We start from the raw sequence: 22,450 nt of genomic DNA, 5'->3' as shown, positions 1-22,450 counted from the left end.
CTGGGTCGGCTTAAATGGAGTCGCGTCATGCTGCATCCCTTGCCTGAGTATCCGCATCTCGCATCTGCCAGCTCAGACGGGTGAACTCAGGCCTTAGTTGCAACTGCGCTGCCCGGTCAAGCCTAGCCAGTGCTGCGGATAGTTTGATTTTGCGTGACGCTAGGGTCGCTCCACGTGAGGCGAACACAATGCAATTGCTTTTTTCGGGCGCCGCAACCTCGACCGCGCAGCCATCAAAACTGCGCAAAATCCGCGCTACCCAAAGCGGATAGTCCGGGCTGTCGTAGTGCAGATTGACCACTAGCAAGCCGTTGGGCGCAAGGCGCTCAAAGCAGTCATCGTAAAAGCCTTGAGTGCACAGCGCAGCGGGTTGACCGTTTTGATCAAAGCCGTCGATCAGCAGCACATCAAGCGGCTCAGCGGGGCTGGCGACAAAGTCCACGCCATCGGCTTGCAAGATCTCAAAACGGTGATTATCAAGCGGTATGCAAAAGGCTTCGCGCAGTGCGATCACATGGGGATTGATCTCGACCGCCGTGAATTGGCAGTCGGGTAAATAGTGGTAACAAAACTTGGCCAGCGAGCCACCGCCCAAGCCAACCATGGCGATGCGTTTGGGCTCTGGCTGCAACAGCAAAAATCCCATCATGGTTAAGGTGTAGTCGACCTCTAACTGCCAAGGCTTTTGCGCGTGCATACGGCTTTGTAATTCGCTGTGTGAAAAATGCAGCGAAAGGGCTTGGCCGTCATCGACCACATAAGGCATGGCAAAGCCCTGAGAGTCTTGCTTTGCCGCCGGGTCTTTTGGCGTTGGCAGTGCTGGCCAGATTAAGGAGTGTGGGGAATTAGAAATAATCCCAACATCATACGTTTGCTGGGCGACCGAATTGACCTTGGTAAGTTAGTCCATCACTGCTGCAAACCTCAGCCAAAGTTAACCAAAACCGTAGGTTTTAAATCCCGCACAGGTAGCACGAATCGGCTGATAAGACTGGCGAGTTCATGCGACTGAAGGCGTAGGCTTTCTGAGGCGTTGGACGATTGTTCTACCAGCGCCGAATTTTGCTGTGTCATCTGGTCTAGCCGCGCGACAGCGATATTGATTTGCGCAATGTCTAGGGTCTGCGCTTGGGTGGCGCTGGAGATTTGGCTAATCGTGTGGGCTACGTTTTGAATCGCTTCTACGGTGTGGTTCATGGTCTGGCCGGTGTGGTTGACCAAATGAGCGCCGGTTTCTATGCGCTGCATCGACGCGTTGATTAAGGTTTTGATTTCTCGCGCTGCTGTACTTGATCGGCTCGCTAGGCTGCGCACTTCAGTGGCGACCACGGAAAAACCGCGTCCGTGCTCGCCCGCATGTGCCGCCTCAACCGCGGCATTTAGTGCCAATAAATTGGTCTGAAAAGCGATGCCGTCTATGACATTGACGATGTTCTCTATATGGCGCGAGGAGGCAAGAATTTCCTGCATAGTCACGACCATTTCGGTGACTGCTTTACCGCCTTGAACGGCTAAGGTAGCGGCCGAGCTGGCCATGTTTTCAGCACGTTCTGCTGCTTTGGTTGAGTGCTGCACGGCTTGGGTAATCATCTCCAGCGAAGCCGCCGTTTGTTGTAGGCTGGCTGCGGTTTCTTCTGTGCGACGGGAGAGGTCAGCATTGCCGCTGGCGATGTCTGTCGATGCATGGCTAATATTTTGTGCTGACCCGCGCACGTGCTGCACCAGTGCACGAAGTGCTGTCTGCATCAGACTTAGAGATGACAAAAGTCTGCCAGTTTCGTCACGTTCATGGCCTTTGATTTCGTGGCGCAGATCCAAGCTGGCGACGCGATCGGCGCTGTCGCTGGCCAGTTTAAGCGGTTGAGTAATACTGCGCACCAGTCGCTTCGACAGCACACCGCCCAACAGCAGAGCTAAGACGCCAAAAACAATCAATGCAGTGCGGGCCATGGCGCTCCAACGGGCGATTTGACTGGCTGCAGCATCAATTGACTGGCGCTGCGAGTCAGCCAAGCTCGCAACGGCCGCCAGCAGCGCATCGGATGAAGGCGTGAATCGTTCTGCATAAACTTGGCGAATACGGCTAGTCAGACCGGAGTCGCGCGCCGCCACCAGTTCGGTTTGGGCGGCGATGAAATCTTTTCTAGTGCTGCTGATTTTTGCTAGCAAAGCTTGATCCTGCTGGCTTTCTAAACGGCTAGCTAGCTGCTTCATCAACACGTCATAGCGCTGCTGGCGCAGCAAAATATCCGCGGCAAGAATATCACCCACCTCAGGCTCTGAGCTCAGCGCCATCGCCTTGTAGTTTGCCGCATTGATCTCCTGTTGGCGAAAGGCATCGCTCACCAGTCGTTCAGTGGCCATGCTTTGCGCCACCATTTGGTCGGTTGCACTATTGACGCGGTAGAGCGACCACAGACCGATGGCAGAACCTATCAGTGACAGCAGCAGTACAGTGAAAAAGGTAGTTAGCAGGCGCCTACCTAGGGAGTTGCATGGGGTGGAAGTTAAGTCTTGCATTAGTGTGTGGGGTTGTAGCCGTTCAGTGAAGTGCTGATACCTATACAAAATAGTTCAAGACTTGGTGCGAGTAGATGGCTCTGTGTTTCTTTCAGAGCAACTGGAATAAAATTCGTCACTGTTATTGCGGCTGCGGTGGTGAATTGATCCATGCGCACAAAGTAAAACTTAAATATTGAGGATTTGCACAGCTTATCTGCGCTGCGTGACTTGACCATGACAAGTGCTGTTGCTTCTAGCGATGTAGGCGCCAAAGCGATTTGATTTGGGCTAGAGAGCGATATCCGCGATTGCGTTTGAAAACCTGCGGTTAGAGTCGCTTGAGTGCAAGCATGTTGTGCACTTCGCTGTTGACTGGACAGGGCGTAGTTGCCGTCATAAACGAAGGTATTGCTGTGCTAAAAAATCCACGCAGCACTAATCAGGTCCTGGCTATCCCGCTTGCCTGGCTATTTGCAAACGAGTGAGTTCTTGCTCGCTACTACAACGCCATATCGCGTAGAAACAGCAATAAACAACGCTAGTTGTTAGCGCGGCCAACAAAGCCGCGTCTTCAGGGAATTCGCACCCAAGTCTGGGTTCGACCGAGCAACGCAATACCAATAAAACCACGCACTTCAAGTTTGCTGCCGCCCTCGATTGGCGTCATTTTGAGTTTGTAAATTGTGCCGTTGTTGGGGTCCAGAATATTGCCATCCACCCAAACATCTTGGGTCTCGGATTTTTTAGCACCCCGGATGATTTCCATGCCTAGCTTGGGCTTGTCTTTGCGCTCGTCGGTGCACTTGACGCAGTTGGGCTCTTTGCTCGGCACTAAACTCTTGGTGACAGTGCCAGAAATGATGCCGCCGGCCTCGGTCAGAGTGACCTCAGACTGAGGCTTACCAGTTTCGTCGTTAATGGTTTGCCATAAGCCTACTGGGCTCATTTGCGCCATTGCAGAAACGCAAGCCAAGCTAAGGGCGCTGGCCAAAAGTGAACGCATCATGGTGTTACTTCCAAATAATTGATCACCCATCGTATGTCCCCGCCACCAGCCTGTAGCTAGGGACATACCCGTCAACGTCAACGTCAACGTCAACGCCAGCGATTAGGCTTGAGCTTTAACTTTCAAGCGCCAGGCGTGCAGCAGTGGTTCGGTGTAGCCGCTAGGCTGCTCCAAGCCCTTGAACACCAGCTCGCACGCAGCCTTGTAGGCCGCTGAGGTTTCAAAGTTGCCGGCCATGGGTTGGTACAGTGCGTCGCCGGCGTTTTGCCCGTCAACCACTGCCGCCATGCGCTCGAAAGTTTCCTTCACTTGGGCATGGCTGACCACGCCGTGCAGCAACCAGTTGGCCATGTGTTGGCTGCTGATGCGCAGCGTGGCACGGTCTTCCATCAGGCCGACGTTGTGGATGTCCAACACCTTAGAGCAACCCACGCCTTGGTCAATCCAGCGCACCACATAACCCAAAATGCCTTGGGCGTTGTTGTCGAGTTCTTGCTGTTTGTCTGCTGCCGACCAGTTCGGGTTGGCGCTGACGGGTACTTCAAGCAAACCATTTAGCAAGGTATCGCGCTGACCTTCTATGTCGGTCTGCTCCAACTCTTTTTGTACCTCGGCCACATTGACTTGGTGGTAGTGCAGGGCATGCAGCGTGGCCGCGGTTGGGCTCGGCACCCAAGCGGTGTTGGCGCCAGCTTTGGGGTGACCAATTTTTTGCTCCAACATAGCCGCCATCAAGTCAGGCATGGCCCACATACCTTTGCCGATTTGGGCTTTGCCGCGCAGGCCGCAGTTCAGGCCGGTCAGCACATTGTTTTTCTCGTAGGCCGCAATCCAGGCGCTGGTTTTCATGTCGCCTTTGCGAATCATGGGGCCGGCTTGCATGGCGGTGTGCATTTCGTCGCCGGTGCGGTCTAAAAAGCCGGTGTTGATAAAGGCCACACGTGGGCCGGCCTCAGCGATACAGGCTTTGAGGTTGACGCTGGTGCGGCGCTCTTCGTCCATGATGCCTAGCTTGACGGTGTTGGCTTCTAGGCCCAACACGGCTTCGACGCGGCCAAACAACTCGGACGAAAAAGCCACTTCGGCTGGGCCGTGCATTTTGGGTTTGACGATGTAGACCGAGCCGGTGCGTGAGTTCACTATCGCTTCTTTGCCGCGGCGCTTGAGGTCATGCATGGCAATCGTCACGGTGACCATGGCATCCAAAATGCCTTCTGGAATTTCTTGGCCGTTGCCATAGAGAATCGCTGGGTTGGTCATCAGGTGGCCAACATTGCGCAAAAACATCAGCGAGCGGCCGTGCAGCTTAAGTGGCTGACCGTCTGCGCCGGTGTAGACGCGGTCTGGGTTCAGACCACGCACAAACGTCTTGCCGCCTTTGCTGACTTCTTCGGTCAGCGTGGTTTGCAAAATGCCTAACCAGTTGCTGTAGGCCAGCACTTTGTCGTCGGCATCGACCACTGTGACAGAGTCTTCCAAGTCAAGAATAGTTGACAGCGCCGCTTCCAACACCAAGTCGCTAACGCCTGCTGGATCGGTCTTGCCGATGGCGGTGCTGCGGTCAATTTGCAGGTCTAAATGCAGGCCATTGTGTTTGAACAGCAGCGCAGTCGGGGCTGCGGCTTGGCCTTGAAAACCAGCCCACTGTTCCTCATCCATCAAACCGGTTTTGCCCGCAGCGGTGAGCACCACGAGTTTGCCGTTTTCGACGCTGTAGCCAGTCGCATCTTTGTGCGAACCCTTGGCCAGCGGCACTGCTTGATCCAGCACGTTGCGGGCGAAGGCAATCACTTTGGCGCCGCGCACGGGGTTGTAACTGCGGCCTTTTTCAGCGCCATCGGCTTCTGAGATGGCGTCCGTGCCATATAGCGCGTCATACAGCGAACCCCAACGTGCGTTGGCTGCGTTCAGCGCGTAACGCGCGTTCAGCACTGGCACGACCAGCTGTGGGCCGGCTTGCAGCGCCAGTTCTGCGTCGACGTTGGTGGTGGTGGCGTGAACGTCTTTGGGTTGCGGCACGAGGTAGCCAATCGTGTGCAAAAAGGCGCGGTAGGCCGGCATGTCATGGATCGGGCCGGGGTTGGCTTTATGCCATGTGTCGAGTTCGGTTTGCAGACGATCACGCTCTGCCAGCAGGGCGATATTTTTAGGCGCTAAATCGCTGACCAGGCTGTCAAAGCCTTTCCAGAACACCGCGCTGTCCACGCCCGTACCGGGCAGAACTTTGTCTTCAATAAAACGGTATAAAACGGTAGCAACCTGTAGCTGATGGCAGGCGGTGCGGGGAGTGGCGGATACGGTCATGCGGGAGTCCTCGAAAAAAAGAAACGGAGAAAAGTTAAAAAAGTCTGGGGTTCTTAGTCGGCTAGCAAGCTCAGAACGTCCTTGAGGTTGCTGCCGGTGTGGCATGGCTCAGTGCCTAGTGTTTCAAACGGAAGCTGGTAGCGGTTTACCCAAAAGGTTTGGTAGCCATACCAAGTGGCGGCTAGCGCGTCCCAGCTGTTGCAGCTGACAAAGCCAATCTGGCTGGCTTTCAGGCCAGTGGCTTGCTCGGCCAGTGCATAGGCGTCGGGATGGGTCTTGTATTTACGTATGCTGTCGACGCTGATCACGTGGTCGAGCAGGTCACCTAAACCGGCGGATTTAACCGCCACATCCAGCATGGACGGGTCGCCATTGGAGAGTATTCCTGTGACTACGCCGCGGTCCTTGAGGGCTTGCAGCACTTCGCGGTTTTCTGGGAAGGCGCTCAAGTGGCGGTATTGGTTCATCAGCTGTTGTTCTCGCTCGGCCGTGAGGTCAAGCTTGAGGCGCAGACCGGCGTAACGCAGACCGGCCAAGGTCAAATCCCAAAAAGGTTGGTAATGCTGGCCGTGATTGCTGGTGGTGACTAAGCGGCTGTACTCGATTTGCTTGTCGCGCCAGATTTGGCTGAATGCTTGGCCTTGGCCGGGGAAAAATTGCTCGGCTAATAAGCCGACGCTGTAGACATCAAACAGTGTGCCGTAGGCATCAAAGAAAATGGCGCGTGGGCGCTGAGCAGGTAATAAAGATGAGTTTTGAGCAGTTTTATCCATACCCCTACTGTATTGGATACTGCGCCCAGCATTAATCGCAGCAAAATAACTGTATCTGTGACTTTCGTAGCACTAATGACACCGTACATCGCAATTCGCTAGTCAATAGATGAGCTAATGGCCGTCTTGGCTCCGGTCTTTGGGTAGGCTGGCGCGTTTGTGCATGGGTTCAGACAACAATAGCTTCATGCTTATGCGCTGTGCTTAACTAGGCTGTGCGTTATTTACCCCTCAAAAAGTCAAAAAATATGAATATTCTCTTTATCGCTGATCCGCTTTCGACCTTCAAAATCTACAAGGACACGACGTTCGCGATGATGCGCGAGGCCCAAAAGCGCGGCCACCGCATCAGTGCTTGTCAGCCACAAGACATGAGCTGGCAGACCGGACACAAGGTCAATGCAAAGATCCAAAACATCAGCTTGACCGGCGACGCCGTGGTCTGGTTTAAGCCCGACAGCGCCAGGCCTGATGGCCTTGCCGATATCGCCAGCTTTGACGCCGTCATCATGCGCAAGGACCCGCCGTTTGACAGCGAGTATTTTTATAGCACCCATTTGTTAGAGCAAGCCGAGCGCGAAGGCGCCAAAGTCTTCAACAAACCCCGAGCGCTGCGCGACCATCCCGAAAAACTCGCTTTGCTTGAGTTTTCTCAGTTCAGCGGTCCGACTTTGGTCACCCGCAGCGCGGCTGATATCAAACGCTTTCACGCTGAGCACCAAGACATCATCCTCAAGCCGCTAGACGGCATGGGCGGCATGGGCATATTTCGCGTTAAGCAAGACGGCTTGAATCTAGGCAGCATCATTGAGACCTTAAATAAGGAAGGCGCGCAAAGCGTGATGGTGCAAAAGTTCTTGCCTGAAATCAGTAAAGGCGACAAACGCGTTTTGGTGATTGGCGGCAAGCCGGTGCCGTTTAGTTTGGCGCGTATTCCTCAGGGCGGCGAGGTGCGTGGTAATTTGGCGGCGGGTGGCTTGGGCGTGGCGCAAAAGCTTTCGGTGCGCGACCAATTAATTGGCGATACCTTGGGGCCAGTGCTGGCCGCACGCGGCTTGCTGTTGGCTGGCGTAGACGTGATTGGCGACCACGTGACCGAGATCAATGTCACCAGCCCGACTTGCTTTCAGGAAATCTTTGACCAGACCGGCTTTGATGTCGCGGCCATGTTTATCGATGCGCTGGAAGCGGCGTTAAAAGGCTGACATAAAGCGGAAAATTAGCTAAGAGCGCGCTACACATGGGTATAAAAAATCTAAAAGAATGCGCAGTCTCGCTAGCGCTAGCGGCAGCTTTCTGGCCCAGCTTTGCCGGGGCTGCAGCGGCAGAAAGTGTGCAGACCATAGTCTTCATACGCCATGCTGAAAAGCCGGCCCAAGGCCTTGGCATGCTCAACTGCCAAGGTCTGAACCGCGCATTGGCATTACCAGCCGTGTTGCTGGCTAAATTTGGCAAGTTTGATGCGGTGTTTGCGCCCGATCCCCACGAGAAAAAACCCGACGGCGAAGACTCTCAGCTATACAACTACTTAAGACCGTTGCTGACAGTCGCGCCTTTGGCCGCTCAGCTCGGTTTGCCGATTAATACTGCGTTTGGTTATGCCGACAGCGCCGGTCTGCAGCAGGAGTTGGCCTTGCCCAAGTACCACAACGCCGTGCTACTAGTGGGCTGGGAGCACCATCAGCTCGAGGGCATTGTTAAAAGTATGTTGTCACAAATGGGTGGTCAGGCGGGCGATGTTCCGGATTGGAAGAGTCGCGACTTTGACAGCATTTATATTTTGACTGTGCACCGCAGCGGCGCGGTAATGCGCGCAGACTTTGCACTGGCGCGGCAGCGACTTGACGGTCAAAGCATGACCTGCCCGGGTCCGAGTCGCGTTAATTGACTTGGCTTAGTGGGTCTGGCGTAGTTCTACGGTCTATTGACGACCTATTTACCAAGCCGTTAGCGCGCCAGACTCAAACACCTTGAGCTCGCCCGGTGCAAAGGCCGTCCAGTTCTCGTTGCGCGTTAGCGCGGCGGTGACCACGACTGCTACGCGGTCCGTACTGGCCGCTAGCTCGGCAAAATTGACGCTCAAGTCCTCGTCGCTCAAACTCGCATGGGTAAACGGATGGCGTCGCTCCACAAAGCACAGGTGGGTACTGGCATGAGCCCACAAGGCTTGGCCGTTGCTGAGTAAAAAATTAAACGTGCCGTGGCTGGCCACTTGCGCGGCCAACTCACGCAACGTGATGCTCAACTCGGCAATGCTGGGCATAGCGGCGTGTGACTTGGCCAGCTCTTGCATGATCCAGCAAAAAGCCCTTTCACTGTCGGTGCTGCCGACCGGTTTGAAGCTGGCATGCAGGCGCGGCGCAAAATTTTTCAGGTCGCCATTGTGCGCAAACATCCAGTAGCGACCCCACAATTCACGCACAAAGGGGTGACAGTTTTCCAGCGCCACCACGCCTTGGGTGGCTTTGCGAATATGCGCAATCACGTTGCGGCTTTTGATCGGGTAGCGACCTATCAACTCGGCCACAGGTGACTGGCTGGCTGGCAGGTGGTCGATAAAGTGACGCAGGCCGCGGTCATCGCCTTGCGGGTTGTCAGCGTTTGTGCCTTGGCCTTCAAAAAATCCAATCCCCCAGCCGTCCTCGTGATGGTCGGTTACCCCAGCACGCTGCGCGAAGCCGCGAAAGCTAAAGGTCACATCGGTCGGTGTGTTGCAGTTCATTCCCAGCAGTTGACACATAGTGGGCTCGCTTAAAGGTTGTCCGGCTTAGTCACGCGGCTCAGACCAAAGCTTGCCGCCGCTGGACCAGTTCTCGCGTTTGACGTCGGTGATGATGATGGTGACAGACTCGGGCTTGCCGCCGAGTATTTCAACGCTGGTTCGAGTCATGGCTTCGACCAGTTGCTTTTTTTGCGCCGGCGTGCGGCCTTCCATCATTTCGACATGGTAAAAAGGCATAGGTATCCTTGATGTGATGAATAAAAGTGGGGTGAAAAACTACTGCTGCGCGTCATCAGAAGTAGCGTCTCGGTGCAATGATCGCACGATAAAGCCCGGCTTTGCGGCACGGATGACAACAGATGTGACGTATTTAGTAGTCGATTAAACCCAAGCCAAGCGCCTGTCATTGCGCCGTCAAACCGGTTTAATTTGCGGGCATTTCATGCGTGGCAAAATCCTCTTTCGTCTGCATCGCAGGCCTTTTTACTGGCGAGAGAAAACCGATTTGTTACCCACCGAAATCCAGCCCCATGTTCAAGTCCATCTGCCGGCGCTGGCTGGTCGTGCCTATCATTGTCAGTGCGGCAATACGATATTTTTCCGCAACAGTAAATGCTTGACTTGCCAGACGCCGCTGGGTTACGAGCCCAGCCAATCGCTGATGTTGTCTTTGATGCCGGCCGAGCAAGCCGATACGTGGGTGGAGTGGCAAGAGCCAAATCAGGAGCCAAATCAAGAGACAAGTCCGGCGCTAGTGAGTCCGCAAGAGATTCAAACGCAGAGCCAAACGCAAGGGTTGCAGCAGAGTCAAACGCAAGGCTTTCAACAAAGCCAAAGCCAAGACCAGCAAGCCGTCCTAGACGAACTGGTCCCCGCTCCAGTGCCTTCCCCGGTGTTTGTACGCTGCGCCAATCTTAAAACCGGGGCTTCTTGCAACTGGTTGCTGCCTTTGCATGAGTCCGAGGCGGGTGTATTTTTGTGCCGCGCCTGTCGTCTTAACCGCAATTTGCTGGATCTCAATGACCCAGATCGGCTTGACAACGGCAAGCTTTACGGTCTGACCGAATTGGCCAAGCGCCGCTTGGTGTCGGCTTTGATTGTGTTGGGTTTGCCGGTGGCCTCAAAAGTTTCTGAAGATACTGAGCGCGGCCTGATGTTTGACTTGCTGCGCTCACCCATAGAAGGGCCACGCGTCATGACCGGCCACAACAATGGCCTGATCACGCTGGATTTGCAAGAAGCGGACGACAGCTTGCGCGAAGCGGTTCGTCATGCCATGCATGAGCCGTACCGAACCTTGCTCGGTCATTTTCGCCATGAAGTCGGCCATTACTACTGGGACCGTCTGGTGTGGGATACCGACTGGATGGAGGGCTTTCATGAGTTGTTTGGCGATGAGACGCAAGACTATGCGGCCAGCCTAAAGCGCAACTACGAAGAAGGCCCTCCGGCTCAGTGGTGGTTGCATTTTGTCAGCGCCTACGCCAGTACCCACCCTTGGGAGGACTGGGCAGAATGCTGGGCCCACTACCTGCATATGCGCGACACCATAGACACGGCGATGAGTTTTGGTCTGACGGCAGACAATGCCGAGCTGGAATTCACGCCCTTTACCTTGGACGATTTGTACCGTCCGCAGCATCCGCAGGCACAGATTTTTCTCGACTTCCTCAACGATTGGACGCGCTTGACGACTATGTTGACCGAGATGTCGCGCAGCATGGGTCAACCCGATTTCTATCCCTTCACACTGCCGCGTGAGGTGATAGCCAAGCTGCACTTCATACACATTTTGGTGAGTTCGCTGCAAGCGGCCAAAAAAAATCATATTTAAGTTTTAGTTAGCAACCGGTGTGCTTTGCTCACTTTGGTTTAGATTTCAATCTCGAAATGCGCGTCGCCCATGTAGCGGTTCTCGCCAAAAGCCGCTTGGGTTGCCGCTAGTTCAGCTGCATCCCATTGTTCGGCCAGTAGCAGCTCGGGTGGGCTCACCGGCCAGGGACGCGGCGTGTCGCCATAAATTTGATAAAGCCTAAGCCAAGCGCGGTAGACCGGCGCAACCAAGCTGGCGTCGCCCAAGGACTCTTCGAGTGCGGCGCGAAAGCGCAGACCGGCTTGGTCGCGCTCGGTTTGACTCACGTCTTCGGAGGCAAAAATTTTCAAGGTGTAGCTCATGGCTTTGACTATATCGCCAGTGTCCGCCGCAGCTGACTGCTCGGGTAAAGCCTTAGGCTAGACCGGCGAAAACTATTTTGTCAGTTTGCCTTGCCAAGGCTTTAAAACAACTTAAACACCAGCGGCATCAATAGCGACGCCAACACCACTTGCAGACCTAAGGCCAGCCCGGCATAAGCACCCGCATCGGCATTCACTTGTAGCGCCCTGGCCGCGCCAATGCCGTGGGATGCAGTGCCCAATGCAAAGCCGCGCGCGGCCCAGCCGCCCGGCTGCTGGTTTATGCCTAGAGCGGCAAACAGGTATTTGCCAGCCAATGCACCTACCAAACCGGTGATCACCGCAAACACCGCCGCCAACGCCGGTATGCCGCCGATTTTTTCTGCAATGCCCATAGCCACTGGTGCGGTGACTGATTTGGGCAGCAGCGAAAGCAATACGTCTTGCGGCAAACCCATGGCCCAAGCCATTAGTCCGGCAGACAAACTGGCCGCAGTGCCGCCGGCTAGCGCGGCGATTAGCAGTCTGCCCCAGCGTTTGCGCAGTTCGGCGCGTCTTAGCCAGAGCGGCCAAGCTAACGCCACCACCGCTGGGCCCAACAAAAAGTGTATGAACTGCGCACCGGCAAAATAAGTCTGGTACGACACGTCGCCCAAGATTAAGGCACTGGCTAAAACTATCACCGTCCACAGCACAGGATTGGCCCAAGGCGCTTGCGCTAAACGCGAATAAGCCGCGTGCGCCAGCACGTAGACGGTGAGTGTCGCGGTCAGGCCAAACAGCGGTGTGGCGGATAGATAAACCCAGAGTTCAACAAAGTTAGACATGTTTTAACCGGCTTTATCTGGCGCGGATTGGCGGGCTTTTTCGTCGGCCTGCCCAAGACTCTTTAGACACAGTGCGGTAATCGCCAAACCGATAAGCGTCGAGACCACAATCACCGCCAAAATACGCCAACCGTATTGCGCAACCAGCCCCAGATGGGTCATCACGCCGACACCAACCGGCACAAAAAGCAAAGACAGATGCGAGAGTAAAAACTCGGCGCATTGCCCAACCGGTACGCTAACAGTTTTAAAGCGCAGCGCCAGCAATAGCAGCAGCATGCCCATCACCGGCCCCGGAACCGGCAGGGTTAGGCCACGTGATAGCAATTCACCCAGCGACTGAAAAGCTAGCAGCCAAGCCAGGCCACGTAAAGACTGCATTTGTGAGGCGCGAAAAAATTAAAACCGCGGCAAATCAGGGTGGGAGATTTTCCCGCCGCGCACCAGCATTTTTCCGTATTCGGCACAACGGTTTAAGGTCGGAATGACCTTGCCCGGATTGAGCAGGCTGCGGGCATCGAAAGCGCGTTTAACGCCGAACATCTGCTCGTTTTCTTCGGCTGAGAATTGCACGCACATGGAGTTGAGTTTTTCAATTCCCACGCCGTGCTCGCCGGTGACGCTGCCGCCCATGGCGACACTGGTCTCTAAAATTTCCGCACCAAACAACTCGCAGCGGTGGAGTTGGTCAGCATCATTTGCATCAAACAAAATCAAGGGATGCAAGTTGCCGTCGCCCGCGTGAAAAACGTTGGCGCAGCGCAGGGCGTATTTCTTTTCCATCTCGGCAATTGCCAACAAAATGTCGGCCAAGCGTTTACGCGGAATGGTCGAATCCATACACATGTAGTCAGGGCTGATGCGGCCTGAGGCGGGGAAAGCATTTTTGCGGCCGCTCCAAAAACGTAGGCGTTCAGCTTCGTTTTGGCTCACGGTGATTGCCGTAGCACCGCAGCGCATCAGGACTTCGCGCATGCGGCCGATTTCTTCTTCGACCTCTTCTACCGTGCCGTCGCTCTCGCACAGCAAAATAGCGGCGGCGCTCAAGTCATAGCCGGCGTGAACAAAGTCTTCGACGGCGGCGGTCATGGGTTGATCCATCATCTCTAAGCCGGCCGGAATAATACCGGCCGCAATAATGCTGGCTACCGCATCGCCGGCTTTGCGCAAGTCGTCAAAGCTGGCCATGATGCAGCGCGCTAGTTGCGGCTTGGGGATGAGTTTGACGGTGACTTCGGTGGTCACGGCCAACATGCCTTCGCTGCCTATGATGATGCTGAGCAAGTCCAAACCCGCTGCGTCTAGCGCATCGCTGCCGAATTCGACTTCATCACCCTCAATCGTAAAACCCTTGACCTTGAGGACGTTGTGCACCGTTAAGCCGTATTTAAGGCAGTGCACACCACCCGAGTTTTCGGCCACGTTGCCGCCTATGGTGCAGGCGATTTGGCTGGACGGATCGGGCGCGTAGTACAGGCCATGCGGTGCGGCGGCATCGGAAATCGCTAAATTGCGCACGCCGCCTTGGACTAGCGCGGTGCGCGCCAAGGTATCGACCTTGAGAATCTTGTTAAATTTTGCCAGTGACAGTGTCACGCCCAGCTTGTGCGGCATGGCGCCGCCGGATAAACCGGTGCCGGCACCGCGCGCCACGACGGGAACATCGAGCGCGTAACAAGTTTTAAGTACGGCCTGTATCTCGGCGTAAGTTTCGGGCAAGGCGACCACCAACGGGCGCTGGCGGTAGGCGGTCAGACCGTCGCATTCATAGGCGGTGGTGTCTTCGGTATTCCAGAGCAGGGCGTGGCCGGGTAGAACGGCAGTCAATGCCTGGACTACTTGGGCTTGGCGCTCGGCGCGTTGGATTTGGTCTTGCTGTTCGGTGCTCAGAGGGGCGTTCATGGCTTTTGTCCTTGTCCCCCACTGTAGGGCAAGAGTCGGAACCAGAGGTTGAGAAAAATTAATGCCCTGTGTGAATTTGTAAATCTATAGAGCCGGTGCCAATTCTGGCGCACCTAGGCTTTTGCGCAACCAGTCCGCAAACGCGGCGCATTCCCAGCGGTCCATGGTGCCGGTACGCCAGCACAGGTAGTGCGAATGCGGGCTGAGAATATTGGTGCTGAAAACTGCATTGCTGCCTAAGCGCACCAGTGAGCCGTTCTCCAGCCAAGGTGCGCCCAGTTTGAGGCGTGTCAATGCAATGCCCATACCAGCGGCGGCGGCGTCGCACATCAAGCCAATATCATTAAATTGCGAGCCTTCTACCGGTTCTGGCCAAGGTAGCGATTGGGCGATGAACCAAGTGCGCCAAGGGTCTAGCGGGGAGCGCAGCAGGCTTTGGCCTTCGAGGTCTTGCGCCACTTCAAACGGGCCGTGTTCGCGCAAAAAGGCTGGGGAGGCTAGGGGCGTGACCTCGTCGTTCATCAATTTAACGTGCTCGACATCGGCGTAGCGACCGGTACCAAAGCGCACCACAAGATCGGCGTCTTCAGCCTCGACGTCTAGCAGCGGGATGGACACTTGCAGCGTCAGGTCTATTTCGGGATATGCCTCTGTGAACTGGCGCAGGCGCGGAATCAAGATTGAGCGGGCAAAGGTCGGCGTGACGGCCAAGCGCAGTTTGCGCTTACCCGGCGCACCGCTGTGGCCGGCCGCACCGGGAAATTTTTGCAGTATCGCCAAGCCTTCGCGTACATGGGCTAGGTATTCGCTGCCCTCGATGGTGAGCGAAAAATCAGCACGACCAAACAGCTTGGTGCCCACCGTCTGCTCTAGCTGCTTGACACGGTGGCTGACGGCGCTGGGCGTGACGCAAAGCTCTTCTGCAGCTTGTGTCACGCTGCGCAGACGCGCCAACGCCTCAAAGGTCAGCAAGCACTGTATGGGGGGAATGCGTCCAAGAGAGGCCATAGCATTAGTCTTATTTAAAGATCACGGTCTTGTGGCCGTTGATTAAAACGCGGTGTTCGCTATGCCATTTGACGGCTCTAGCCAACACTTGACTTTCGGTGTCGCGGCCCATGGCAGTGAGGTTTTCTACTGTCTTGCTGTGGTCGGCTCTGGCCACGTCTTGCTCGATGATAGGGCCTTCATCCAGATCCGCCGTCACGTAATGCGCGGTTGCGCCGATTAGTTTGACGCCGCGTTGATGCGCTTGGTAGTAGGGCTTGGCGCCCTTAAAACTAGGCAAAAACGAGTGGTGAATATTGATGGCGCGGCCAGCGAGTTGCTGGCACATGTTGTTGGACAAAATCTGCATGTAGCGGGCCAGCACTACCAGCTCGGCGTTCTCAGCAGCGATGATCTCTAACTGCTTGGCCTCGACTTGCTCTTTCGTCGCGCTGTTCACCGGCAGGTGGTGAAACGGGATGTTGTAGCTGGCGGCGAGTTGGTAGAACTCGCGGTGGTTGGAGATGATGGCGCGCACGTCTATCGGCAGCAAACCGCTTTTGCAGCGAAACAGCAAGTCGTTCAGGCAGTGGCCTTCTTTGCTGACCATGATGACGGTCGGCATGGGCATGCTGGTGGCGTGCAGCTTGTAGTCCATTTGGAAGGGCTCGGCAAAGCTGCGTAATTCGGCTTGCAACTCAGCGTGGCTGCGCTTGTCACAGGCGAACTGAACGCGCATAAAAAATAAGCCGGTATCAGGGTCGTTGTACTGACCGGCTTCTTCGATATTGCTGCCGTTGTCTAGCAAAAAGCCAGACACTGCGTGAACAATGCCCATGCGGTCCGGGCAGGACAGGGTCAAGATATAAGCGTGATTCATAAGGCCTGAATTGTCGCAGGTGGCGCGCCGACTAGCCGCATGCCGTGCCAATAATCCGTGCACATACCCACTGGGGTGCAAAATAAGCATGTCACACCGGTTTGAGACCGGATTTTTTTATCAGCAACTCAAGGATATTGCCGTGGCCTATCAGGATTTCAATATGGATCACCACTGGCTGCCGTTCACGCCGAACCGCAGTTTTCAAAAAGATCCCCGGGTTTTTGTCGCTGCTGACGGCGTGCATTTCACCACGCATGATGGCAAACAAGTGCTCGATGGCATTTCTAGCCTTTGGTGCGTAGCCGCAGGCCACAACCGCAAACCGATTAATGAGGCGATTAAAAAGCAGCTCGATACGCTCGACTACGCAACCGCTTTTAACGCCAGCAACGACCAAGCCTTTAAAGCCGCGGAGATGATTGCCAATATGGCGCCTGGCGACTTGAACAAGGTGCTGTTTTGTAATTCTGGTTCAGAAGCTGCTGACACCTCGCTCAAGGTGGCGCTGGCCTATCACCGGGCGCGCGGCGAAGGTCATCGCAATGTGTTCATAGGCCGCGAACGCGGCTATCACGGCGTGGGTTTTGGCGGCATGAGCGTGGGCGGCATTCCGGCCAATCGCAAGGTCTACGGTTCAGCGCTGCTGCCGCGGGTTGACCATATGCGGTTCATCCATGATCCCGTCAACCATGCTTACATCAACGGCGTGGAAGAAGTTTGGCAAGAAGACTTGTTGCTCGAACTAGAAAACCGAATCTTGCCGCTGCATGATCCCAGCAATATCGCCGCCGTGATCGTCGAGCCAATTGCCGGTAGTGCGGGTTGGTATTTGCCGCCCAAGGGCTACCTCAAGCGCCTGCGTGAGATTTGCGACAAGCATGGAATTTTGCTGATATTTGACGAAGTCATCACCGGCTTTGGCCGGCTCGGTTGCAACTTTGGCGCCGACTTTTACGGTGTGGTGCCGGACATGCTGAACTTCGCCAAGTGCGTCACCAACGGCGTTTTTCCGCTAGGCGGCGTGATTTGCTCTGACCGCATTTACGACAGCATGATGCAGGCTAACGCCGGTGCGCCCGAGCATGCGATTGAGTTCTTCCACGGCTATACCTACTCCGGTCATCCGGTGGCCTGTGCTGCGGCGATTGCAACGCTGAATTTATTCAAAGAAGAAAACCTGTTTGAGCGCGCTGGCCAGATGGGCAAGGTCTTGGGCGACGCCATGCACAGCGGCCTCAAGGGCTTGCCCAATGTGGTGGGCATACGCGCGTTGGGACTGGCTGGTGCGGTGGAGTTGTCATCGATTCCGGGTGCGCCGGGTAAGCGTGCATTTGATATTTTCATGCATTGCTTTCACCACGGCGTGCTGGTTAGGCCAGCGGCAGAAAACATAGTGATTTGCCCACCTTATATCGTCGAGAATGCGAATATTGAGCGCATCGTCGAGGTGGTGGCAGACGCGATTCGCAAGCACGCTTAATCGCTCAGCTGAGCTTAGCTCGCAGCTGTCATGCCTGTCATGCCTGTCACGCAGACCGTTAAAGTCCGGTCTGCGTAGGCGCCTCTGTTTTAAGGTTTGGCGGGTGCGAGTTGCTCTGCCAAGCCTTCGCAATAGTCTTTCTCTGGCAACGCTGGGGTAGTCCAGAACACATCAAAACTGGCGGACTCTTGTGGCTGACTGCCGGCATAAAGGCGTACCGCTTTAAACCGGCTGCTCGCCGCTAAATGCTGCGGCACGCCCAGCATGCGGTCGGTGTGTCCGCTGCCGGATAGCAACACCACTACCTTGCCCGCAACCTTGGCTCGCTCTAAGGTGTCGGCCATGCTTTTATCTTTGGCAATTTGTATCCGCGTCATGGGTGCGATTTGGCTGTCGGGTAGCAAGTCGCAGTGGCCTTCGCGAATCAGTTGCTGCTGAGTTTTTAAGGCTGCGCTGGGCAATTGCGCATCCAGACTGGTGTCGGCCATGCTGGCGCGCATGGATGAGCGCGCTAAGTTGGCGCCTAGCACTGGCACGCCAGCGCGCACCGCCGTCATCACCGCCGGGCCGTAAGCCGCCCAAGGCCAGCCTTGATCGCTCCACTGCAGCGCTTCTTTGACCTGCTGTTCGCTGGCTTTGGGTTGCAACTTGGCGGTGCTGGCACCGGCGTCTGCCATTTCTAGCGCCAAGGCTGCCAGCAGGCCGCGTGCTGCCAGATTGGCGACGACTTGCTGCTCTAGTTGCTGGTGCTCGGCGGCGTCGTGTTGCTCGCCCAATAAAAGAATATCGGTCGGTAGCAGGCGCTCTAGCCGATTGGCTGTGACTTGTGCCTGTGGCCCTTCAGGCAGGCTAAGAATGGGCGCTTGTATGCCGCTGGCGCAACCGGCCAGAAGGGTTGCCGAGAGCCACAAATGTGGCAACCGGCCTAGCCGTGAGATGGCCTGCCTGCGAGGGCTGTGCGATTGTGGGAACATGGCCTCATCCTACTTCTTTGTGCTGCAAAGCCGCGAGACACTCTTTATGGCCTTTGCATTTCTCAGACGCCTGTTGGCGCTTTTAAATACCGCTCCGGTACGCATTTTTTTCACCCTGTTGCTGGCTTTTGTGTCGGCGCGAGTTTGCGTCGCCCTGCACACGCCGTTGCCGTGGATGATTGGCCCCTTGGTGAGTACCGCCTGCGTCTCTATGTTGGGCGGCGCGACTGAAAGTTGGACGCCGCTGCGCAACGCCGGTCAGTGGACCATAGGCGCGGCTTTGGGTTTGTACTTCACGCCAACGGTGGTGGCGCTGATGGCGGGGTTGTGGTGGGCGATGCTGCTCAACATCGTCTTGGCGCTACTACTGGGGTTAGGGTTTGGTGCTTGGCTGCATCGTGTGCATGAGGGGCCGGGACGTTTTCATGTCGCCGGCTTGTCGCGCACCACTAGCTACTTTGCCGCGCCGATTGGCGCGGCCTCAGAGATGACGCTGATGGCTGAGCGCCACGGCGGGCAAACCGAGTTGGTCGCCTCCGCGCACAGCTTGCGGGTGTTGATGGTGACCTTGACTATCCCGTTTGGTTTGCAGTGGCTGGGTTTACACGGGCTGGATGCCGCCGTGTCGGGGCCGCGCGTGGTGCAGCTGCCAGGCTTGGCTATGTTGGTGTTGCTCACCGGTCTGGGCTGCTGGTTAATGATTCTTTTAAAGCGTACCAATGCTTGGTTTATTGGTGCATTGCTAGCGTCTTTGCTGCTGACGGCTTTCGGCTGGTCCTTGTCCGCCATACCGCAGTGGATGAGCAATGCGGCGCAACTACTGATTGGCATTAGTTTGGGTGTGCGCTTTCGGCGCAGCTTTGTGCGGCTAGCGCCGCGCTGGCTGGCATCGGTGGCGTTAGCTACTGTGGTCATGATGCTACTCTGCGGCGCGGCGGCGCTGGCGTTGTCACGCCTGACGGACTTGCATTGGGCGACGATTTTACTTGGCACATCGCCCGGCGGGATTGCCGAGATGTCTATCACTGCCAAAGTTTTGCAGTTAGGCGTGCCCTTGGTGACGGCTTTTCATGTCACTCGCTTGGCGGCGGTGTTGCTGCTGGCAGAACCCATGTATCGGTGGTTTTATCAAGTGCCGTCAGACTCGCAAGCGTTGGAGTGAACCCGCGAATGCTGGTCGCGGGCGATTTTTGTCTATGCGTGGAGTGCAGGCTCAGTGCAGCGACACCGGGGTAGTCGCCAAGCCGCTATAGCCTTCTAGCGTGTCCTCGATCTCTTGCTGCGTTGGCTTGTTTTGCTCCCATGCATTGAGCCGTAACTGAAACATCTCGGCCCAAGAGCCGTCTAAATAAACCTCTTTACCTGAGCGTTTATCCACAATTTCAAATCCATTGCGGGCCAAGGTTGGAACGCTTGGTGTTGGGGCTGATTCATCGGGCGCGTTAGCGTGGATGTGTACCAGTACAAAGGATTCGGAATCGTAGAGCATGTTCATGAAAAGCTTTCTTTATTTTCATTTGGCCACAAAGCGGCCAAATTCAAGGTCTTATGAGTTTTTCTAACTGCTGATCCACATAGTCGCCGTTGGTTTGTGTGATGCGGCTTCGCACCGGCAGGTAGTCCATGCCCGGGGCAAACCAGATCTCCACCTTTTTATCGTAAGTGCGACCGGGCAAGCGCGTCAACCTGATGGTTGACATATCGCCTGCTGGTAGGCTTTGTTGCTCGGTTTGACCGATGTTGAAAGTCCAACTATCCGCATCGCGTGGGCCGACCGTGTAGACGGTGATGCTTGAGCCCGGCGCGAAACGCGTGCCCTTGCCGTCTGCACCTGCCGCCAATATGCCTGCGAGCTGTAAAAACACGCTAACCCTGTCTTGTGCGCCTTGCATCCAGAGGACATCCGGTGTGTTGGCGCTAAAGCTGACTTTGCCTTGCTCGGGCAGGAAATGCGCCGCCACCTCGGTTCTTGATTTATCCGCAAAGCGTGTTGGAGCCAGTCCGTTGGCGTTAATTTTTCCAACGCTACTCATGCTGCGCGAGCCTACAAACAGTGCGCTAACCATCATGCTGGCTTGGTATTGACCGTCAGAGTTGAACCAGTTCAATTCGGCATCTGCAAAGTAGTTCAGTCCTTTGGATTGACCGGTCATTTTGTATTCCAGCTTGGCCGAGCCGGGTAAGCGTACGGCGCTGATGCTGGTGGGTGCTGGGCCGGCCGGCATTGGCAGTGCGGGTGGCGGGCTCGGTACTTTCGCTGCGACTGCTGTGGGTTCAGGAGGTACGGGTTCAGATGCCGCTTGCGCAAGGCTTTGCGCGGTCAAGCTTTCGTCCGGGTTTGCGCTGATCGGCTCAAGCACTGGCACTGGGTCAATTGCGGCTACTGTTGATGGCTGAGGTTCAGGCCGCTTGGCTTTGGTGGGGCTGGCCAGCGCTTTGACAGACACTGCGACGGGGGCTTTTGTTGGCGGTTGGATTGTCGGTTGGATAGGGGCTGGCTCTGCTGGTCGCTCGACCACAATGCTGCGAGTCGTGAAGGTCTGAGCGCTATGCATCGGCACCGGCGGAGTGATGCGAGTCGGTGTGGTTTTTAGCATCAGCCAGTGCAAGCTGCTCACTACCAGTATCAGTAAGGCAAAGACCCGCAGAGGCGGGCGAAAGACGGGACTACTCATGGGCGGAAAACCTTTGACTCGGCGCCGCAACGGCTGGCCGTGCAAGGGGCTGAGCAAGTGAGTAAGACATACATGCGCGTGAACTAGAATTTATCGTTGGATTGATGGATTTCGCTCAGCTTGAGCGGGCTTGGTTTGAATTTTTGGTAACCAGTCTCAACCATAGACAGATCGTCTGCCGCCATAGGCCAGACCTTTCAGAATCACAAAAAAATCACAGCAAAATGACAGGAGAAGCATGAAACTCGCCACCTATAAAGACGGCTCCCGCGACGGCCAGTTGGTTGTGGTCTCGCGCGACCTCAGTACTACTCATTATGCGACCGGCATCGCCAGCCGGCTGCAGCAGGTGCTCGATGACTGGAACTTTATGTCACCGCAGTTGCAAGACTTGTCCGAGGCGCTAAACCAAGGCAAAGCGCGCCACGCGTTTGCGTTTGAGCCGGCACGCTGTATGGCGCCGCTGCCGCGCGCCTACCAGTGGGTTGACGCCTCGGCCTACCTCAACCACGTGGAATTAGTCCGCAAGGCACGCGGTGCTGAGGTGCCGGCGTCGCTGCAAACCAGCCCGCTGATGTACCAAGGCGGCAGCGATGATTTTCTCGGCCCTTGCGATGATATTTTGGCTGCTAGCGAAGCCTTTGGGATTGACTTTGAGGCCGAGATTGCCGTCATCACCGCCGATGTCAGCATGCGCGCTAGCGCTGAGCAGGCACTTGACGGCATACGTTTAGTGATGCTGGCCAACGATGTATCGCTGCGCAATTTAATGCCGGATGAGTTGGCCAAGGGCTTTGGCTTTGTGCAGAGTAAACCGGCCACGGCTTTTAGCCCGGTTGCCGTCACCCTCGACGAGCTGGGCGACGCTTGGAAGGGCGGGCGTTTGCATCTGACGCTGCAAAGCAGCTGGAACGGCCGCAAGGTCGGCATGTGCGAGGCTGGCCCAGAGATGAATTTTCACTTCGGCGAATTAATCTCTCACTTTTGCAAAACCCGCAATTTGCGCGCCGGCAGCATCATAGGCTCGGGCACGGTGAGTAACAAAAATGCCAGTCACGGTTACAGCTGCATTGCTGAGAAACGCGCGCTGGAGACGATGAAAGACGGTGCGCCCAAGACCGCTTACATGAAGTTTGGCGACACCATACGGATTGAAGCCAAGGGGCGTGACGGTGTGAGTTTATTTGGCGCGATTGAGCAAGAAGTCGTGCCATTGCTGATCGAGCCATAAGCCGGCGCG

Annotated in this window: 22 protein-coding genes; 6 read left to right on the top strand and 16 right to left on the bottom strand. The window is 55.8% G+C overall.

What is annotated here, in order from left to right; translation table 11 throughout:
* Positions 1-25: 25 nt before the first annotated feature.
* From HC248_RS16030 to HC248_RS16010, 5 genes are all read right to left on the bottom strand, one after another.
* Positions 26-766 (bottom strand): spermine/spermidine synthase domain-containing protein, encoded by a 741-nt coding sequence (locus HC248_RS16030; protein ID WP_168923363.1) that lies wholly within the window; start codon positions 764-766, stop codon positions 26-28.
* A gap of 158 nt (positions 767-924) precedes the next feature.
* Positions 925-2,520 (bottom strand): methyl-accepting chemotaxis protein, encoded by a 1,596-nt coding sequence (locus HC248_RS16025; RefSeq protein WP_168923362.1) that lies wholly within the window; start codon positions 2,518-2,520, stop codon positions 925-927.
* A 553-nt stretch (positions 2,521-3,073) separates the two neighbouring features.
* Positions 3,074-3,508 (bottom strand): DUF2147 domain-containing protein, encoded by a 435-nt coding sequence (locus tag HC248_RS16020; RefSeq protein WP_168923361.1) that lies wholly within the window; start codon positions 3,506-3,508, stop codon positions 3,074-3,076.
* A gap of 102 nt (positions 3,509-3,610) precedes the next feature.
* Positions 3,611-5,812: a malate synthase G gene (locus HC248_RS16015; RefSeq protein ID WP_168923360.1), complete on the bottom strand. Its 2,202-nt coding sequence runs from the start codon at positions 5,810-5,812 to the stop codon at positions 3,611-3,613.
* A gap of 53 nt (positions 5,813-5,865) precedes the next feature.
* Entirely contained in the window at positions 5,866-6,585 is a 720-nt protein-coding gene (locus HC248_RS16010) for a haloacid dehalogenase type II (RefSeq protein WP_168923359.1), read from the bottom strand.
* Between the two features lie 248 nt (positions 6,586-6,833).
* Here HC248_RS16010 and gshB point away from each other — a divergent pair, with 248 nt between their 5' ends.
* Both gshB and HC248_RS16000 read left to right on the top strand, forming a co-directional pair.
* Positions 6,834-7,790, top strand: a complete 957-nt coding sequence (gene gshB / locus HC248_RS16005) for a glutathione synthase (protein WP_168923358.1) — start codon at positions 6,834-6,836, stop codon at positions 7,788-7,790.
* Between the two features lie 35 nt (positions 7,791-7,825).
* Complete coding sequence (locus HC248_RS16000) at positions 7,826-8,473, top strand: hypothetical protein (RefSeq protein ID WP_168923357.1); 648 nt, start codon at positions 7,826-7,828, stop codon at positions 8,471-8,473.
* Between the two features lie 48 nt (positions 8,474-8,521).
* Here HC248_RS16000 and HC248_RS15995 read toward each other — a convergent pair whose 3' ends face one another.
* Entirely contained in the window at positions 8,522-9,325 is an 804-nt protein-coding gene (locus HC248_RS15995) for a class II glutamine amidotransferase (RefSeq protein WP_168923356.1), read from the bottom strand.
* A 27-nt stretch (positions 9,326-9,352) separates the two neighbouring features.
* The gene (locus tag HC248_RS15990; RefSeq protein ID WP_168923355.1) at positions 9,353-9,544 is read right to left on the bottom strand and encodes a 4-oxalocrotonate tautomerase; all 192 of its coding nucleotides are present in this window, start codon (positions 9,542-9,544) and stop codon (positions 9,353-9,355) included.
* A gap of 205 nt (positions 9,545-9,749) precedes the next feature.
* Between HC248_RS15990 and HC248_RS15985 the strand changes: the two genes are divergently transcribed.
* A complete protein-coding gene (locus HC248_RS15985; RefSeq protein WP_168923354.1) occupies positions 9,750-11,141 on the top strand; it encodes a zinc-binding metallopeptidase family protein in 1,392 nt (463 codons plus the stop codon).
* Between the two features lie 38 nt (positions 11,142-11,179).
* Here HC248_RS15985 and HC248_RS15980 read toward each other — a convergent pair whose 3' ends face one another.
* From HC248_RS15980 to purU, 6 genes are all read right to left on the bottom strand, one after another.
* Positions 11,180-11,482: a hypothetical protein gene (locus tag HC248_RS15980; protein ID WP_168923353.1), complete on the bottom strand. Its 303-nt coding sequence runs from the start codon at positions 11,480-11,482 to the stop codon at positions 11,180-11,182.
* A gap of 101 nt (positions 11,483-11,583) precedes the next feature.
* On the bottom strand, positions 11,584-12,309 hold the full coding sequence (locus HC248_RS15975) for an LrgB family protein (protein ID WP_168923352.1): 726 nt from the start codon (positions 12,307-12,309) through the stop codon (positions 11,584-11,586).
* Positions 12,310-12,312: 3 nt separating this feature from the next.
* Positions 12,313-12,690 carry a CidA/LrgA family protein gene (locus HC248_RS15970; protein ID WP_168923351.1) on the bottom strand — a complete coding sequence of 126 codons (378 nt, stop codon included), beginning with the start codon at positions 12,688-12,690 and terminating at the stop codon, positions 12,313-12,315.
* A gap of 18 nt (positions 12,691-12,708) precedes the next feature.
* Positions 12,709-14,211, bottom strand: a complete 1,503-nt coding sequence (locus HC248_RS15965) for an FAD-linked oxidase C-terminal domain-containing protein (RefSeq protein ID WP_168923350.1) — start codon at positions 14,209-14,211, stop codon at positions 12,709-12,711.
* Between the two features lie 84 nt (positions 14,212-14,295).
* Positions 14,296-15,219 carry a LysR substrate-binding domain-containing protein gene (locus HC248_RS15960; RefSeq protein ID WP_168923349.1) on the bottom strand — a complete coding sequence of 308 codons (924 nt, stop codon included), beginning with the start codon at positions 15,217-15,219 and terminating at the stop codon, positions 14,296-14,298.
* Positions 15,220-15,229: 10 nt separating this feature from the next.
* On the bottom strand, positions 15,230-16,078 hold the full coding sequence (gene purU, locus HC248_RS15955) for a formyltetrahydrofolate deformylase (RefSeq protein WP_168923898.1): 849 nt from the start codon (positions 16,076-16,078) through the stop codon (positions 15,230-15,232).
* 142 nt (positions 16,079-16,220) lie between these two features.
* Between purU and aptA the strand changes: the two genes are divergently transcribed.
* Positions 16,221-17,561: an omega-aminotransferase AptA gene (gene aptA / locus HC248_RS15950; protein WP_168923897.1), complete on the top strand. Its 1,341-nt coding sequence runs from the start codon at positions 16,221-16,223 to the stop codon at positions 17,559-17,561.
* Between the two features lie 89 nt (positions 17,562-17,650).
* Here aptA and HC248_RS15945 read toward each other — a convergent pair whose 3' ends face one another.
* Entirely contained in the window at positions 17,651-18,535 is an 885-nt protein-coding gene (locus HC248_RS15945) for a ChaN family lipoprotein (protein ID WP_168923348.1), read from the bottom strand.
* 46 nt (positions 18,536-18,581) lie between these two features.
* Here HC248_RS15945 and HC248_RS15940 point away from each other — a divergent pair, with 46 nt between their 5' ends.
* On the top strand, positions 18,582-19,697 hold the full coding sequence (locus HC248_RS15940) for an AbrB family transcriptional regulator (protein WP_168923896.1): 1,116 nt from the start codon (positions 18,582-18,584) through the stop codon (positions 19,695-19,697).
* A gap of 51 nt (positions 19,698-19,748) precedes the next feature.
* On the opposite strand, the gene HC248_RS15935 is transcribed toward HC248_RS15940, so the two are convergent.
* Together HC248_RS15935 and HC248_RS15930 are read right to left on the bottom strand one after the other, a co-directional pair.
* A complete protein-coding gene (locus tag HC248_RS15935; RefSeq protein ID WP_168923347.1) occupies positions 19,749-20,030 on the bottom strand; it encodes a BTH_I0359 family protein in 282 nt (93 codons plus the stop codon).
* A 43-nt stretch (positions 20,031-20,073) separates the two neighbouring features.
* Complete coding sequence (locus HC248_RS15930) at positions 20,074-21,210, bottom strand: DUF3108 domain-containing protein (protein WP_168923346.1); 1,137 nt, start codon at positions 21,208-21,210, stop codon at positions 20,074-20,076.
* A gap of 238 nt (positions 21,211-21,448) precedes the next feature.
* Here HC248_RS15930 and HC248_RS15925 point away from each other — a divergent pair, with 238 nt between their 5' ends.
* Positions 21,449-22,441 (top strand): fumarylacetoacetate hydrolase family protein, encoded by a 993-nt coding sequence (locus tag HC248_RS15925; protein ID WP_168923345.1) that lies wholly within the window; start codon positions 21,449-21,451, stop codon positions 22,439-22,441.
* Positions 22,442-22,450: the final 9 nt, after the last annotated feature.

This window comes from Polaromonas vacuolata (assembly GCF_012584515.1).
In the GTDB taxonomy this organism is placed as follows: Bacteria; Pseudomonadota; Gammaproteobacteria; order Burkholderiales; family Burkholderiaceae_C; genus Polaromonas; species Polaromonas vacuolata.
This window is presented reverse-complemented; position numbering and strand designations above follow the sequence as displayed.

Bases quoted from the DNA above. Each gene is read 5' to 3' on its own strand.
- HC248_RS16030 (WP_168923363.1), bottom strand. From the start codon at position 766: ATGCCTTATGTGGTCGATGACGGCCAAGCCCTTTCGCTGCATTTTTCA.
- HC248_RS16025 (WP_168923362.1), bottom strand. From the start codon at position 2,520: ATGCAAGACTTAACTTCCACCCCATGCAACTCCCTAGGTAGGCGCCTG.
- HC248_RS16020 (WP_168923361.1), bottom strand. From the start codon at position 3,508: ATGATGCGTTCACTTTTGGCCAGCGCCCTTAGCTTGGCTTGCGTTTCT.
- HC248_RS16015 (WP_168923360.1), bottom strand. From the start codon at position 5,812: ATGACCGTATCCGCCACTCCCCGCACCGCCTGCCATCAGCTACAGGTT.
- HC248_RS16010 (WP_168923359.1), bottom strand. From the start codon at position 6,585: ATGGATAAAACTGCTCAAAACTCATCTTTATTACCTGCTCAGCGCCCA.
- gshB (WP_168923358.1), top strand. From the start codon at position 6,834: ATGAATATTCTCTTTATCGCTGATCCGCTTTCGACCTTCAAAATCTAC.
- HC248_RS16000 (WP_168923357.1), top strand. From the start codon at position 7,826: ATGGGTATAAAAAATCTAAAAGAATGCGCAGTCTCGCTAGCGCTAGCG.
- HC248_RS15995 (WP_168923356.1), bottom strand. From the start codon at position 9,325: ATGTGTCAACTGCTGGGAATGAACTGCAACACACCGACCGATGTGACC.
- HC248_RS15990 (WP_168923355.1), bottom strand. From the start codon at position 9,544: ATGCCTTTTTACCATGTCGAAATGATGGAAGGCCGCACGCCGGCGCAA.
- HC248_RS15985 (WP_168923354.1), top strand. From the start codon at position 9,750: ATGCGTGGCAAAATCCTCTTTCGTCTGCATCGCAGGCCTTTTTACTGG.
- HC248_RS15980 (WP_168923353.1), bottom strand. From the start codon at position 11,482: ATGAGCTACACCTTGAAAATTTTTGCCTCCGAAGACGTGAGTCAAACC.
- HC248_RS15975 (WP_168923352.1), bottom strand. From the start codon at position 12,309: ATGTCTAACTTTGTTGAACTCTGGGTTTATCTATCCGCCACACCGCTG.
- HC248_RS15970 (WP_168923351.1), bottom strand. From the start codon at position 12,690: ATGCAGTCTTTACGTGGCCTGGCTTGGCTGCTAGCTTTTCAGTCGCTG.
- HC248_RS15965 (WP_168923350.1), bottom strand. From the start codon at position 14,211: ATGAACGCCCCTCTGAGCACCGAACAGCAAGACCAAATCCAACGCGCC.
- HC248_RS15960 (WP_168923349.1), bottom strand. From the start codon at position 15,219: ATGGCCTCTCTTGGACGCATTCCCCCCATACAGTGCTTGCTGACCTTT.
- purU (WP_168923898.1), bottom strand. From the start codon at position 16,078: ATGAATCACGCTTATATCTTGACCCTGTCCTGCCCGGACCGCATGGGC.
- HC248_RS15945 (WP_168923348.1), bottom strand. From the start codon at position 18,535: ATGTTCCCACAATCGCACAGCCCTCGCAGGCAGGCCATCTCACGGCTA.
- HC248_RS15940 (WP_168923896.1), top strand. From the start codon at position 18,582: ATGGCCTTTGCATTTCTCAGACGCCTGTTGGCGCTTTTAAATACCGCT.
- HC248_RS15935 (WP_168923347.1), bottom strand. From the start codon at position 20,030: ATGAACATGCTCTACGATTCCGAATCCTTTGTACTGGTACACATCCAC.
- HC248_RS15930 (WP_168923346.1), bottom strand. From the start codon at position 21,210: ATGAGTAGTCCCGTCTTTCGCCCGCCTCTGCGGGTCTTTGCCTTACTG.
- HC248_RS15925 (WP_168923345.1), top strand. From the start codon at position 21,449: ATGAAACTCGCCACCTATAAAGACGGCTCCCGCGACGGCCAGTTGGTT.